At 33.3% G+C, this 1725-nt stretch carries 1 protein-coding gene; it reads left to right on the top strand.

The window, feature by feature from the left end:
* Nucleotides 1–168 precede the first annotated feature (168 nt).
* Entirely contained in the window at nucleotides 169–1617 is a 1449-nt protein-coding gene (locus HHU12_RS33745; RefSeq protein WP_205960072.1) for a hypothetical protein, read from the top strand.
* The last annotated feature ends 108 nt before the right edge of the window (nucleotides 1618–1725 follow it).

Below are 1725 nucleotides of genomic sequence, written 5' to 3'. Positions count from 1 at the left end.
CTATGACCATTTTTCACTATATCGTTGCCTTCACAGTGAGGACAACGTATTTCTTTGTAATGTCTCATATACATATAACAAAGAATCAACCTAAATCATCCATTACCAAATCAAACACCAGAAGAAATTGCCGAAATCATTGGTAATGGCAACGTGGCTTCTTACCGAATGTCAGAAGATGGTACAAGTATGACTATCACTTTTGAAAATGGTCAAACAGCTACAGTGAATTTCCCTGATCCAGTTCATGGACAAGATGGAGCTGTAGGTAATGGCATTGAAAGTATTGTATTTGATGACGAAACTGGAGAGTTAGTGATCACAATGACGAATGATGTAGTTTATCGATTTGATTTAGTGGTCAAAGACGGTGCAGTTGAAGACAGCAAATTAGTAGATGTTGATGGCAAATATTTCTTTAAAGCACTTCGAATCGGTGCTTTTGATATGGCCAATTTTGAGTATACTGACGATTTTCAGATTGCATCAGTAACGGTTAATAGTGTGGAGGATGGAGAAGTTTATCCTGAGATAGCATTAAAGCATTCGTTTGAAAATGGTAAAATAGCGTATACTGAAGCTTTGGCGTATGCCACCAGACCAAATATTTATTATGATTATCGTTGGGTATATTTCAACTCTGATTTTTTATATTCTGAGGTGACGTTTACAGAAAGCATGATTCAATATTCGTCAAACGAAGACGCTGTAGTAGTAGTCGATATTAATAACTCTCGAAATTATTATAAAGTCTATTACCTTAATGGTATTCCTTATTCTGATGCAGTGGTATCTGCACCTAGCAGTGAAAATCACGGATATTCTTACAGTGTTAAAAAATCACCTACTGATGTTTGGAATTACTATTATTTATTGACTATTGGAGATCTAGACTATTATCTATTAGAAACGAAATATCTTGATATCAGAACTATAGAAAAGGGAGATATTTTGGAAGCTGATTATTTATATAGAGAATATGATGGAGACAATGTATCAAAAGTATACAGCTCTGATGATAAGGGTGGAGAGTATAATGAGTACATTAAAATGTCTTATACAGGAAGTAATATTTCTAAAATAGAAGAGTATACAAAACAAAATGGATCATTTGTAAAATCAAATGGAGATCTTTCTTTCAATTATGATGCAAATGATAAATTAGAAAGTGTACTAAGTAATGAAGGTGGTGTTGAAAGTGACTCAATTTTAAGAGTGGTTTATGATGCAAATCTAAATCCGGTTGAAATTTGGGCTTATCAAGAGGCTTCTTTTGAATATAGTGGTTCTTATGATGAAATCACAGGGGAAATAAGTTATGGATATAATATGGTGAGAGAAGCAGGATTTAGAAAAGTGATCATGATGGAATATTATGATGATATGAAAAACTTCTTCGGCCCTACAATCAACGCTATCATACCTGAGCTTGATAATTTAGAATTGACAAGAGCACCGAAAAGAGCTTTTATATTGGATGATAATTCTTCTATCAAATTTGAATATAAAGAGTTTAATAAAGGAGGTTACCCTGAAGCAGTACAGTTAATGTTATCTGAAGAAGGTGATGGTTACGTACTTTATGAGGCTCTCATGGATTATAAAGTAAAAAAATAATGGTAATGGATGATTTAGGTTGATTCTTTGTTATATGTATATGAGACATTACAAAGAAATACGTTGTCCTCACTGTGAAGGCAACGATATAGTGAAAAATGGTCATAG

The organism is Flammeovirga aprica JL-4, assembly GCF_012844305.1.
Taxonomy (GTDB): domain Bacteria; phylum Bacteroidota; class Bacteroidia; order Cytophagales; family Flammeovirgaceae; genus Flammeovirga; species Flammeovirga aprica.
This window is presented reverse-complemented; position numbering and strand designations above follow the sequence as displayed.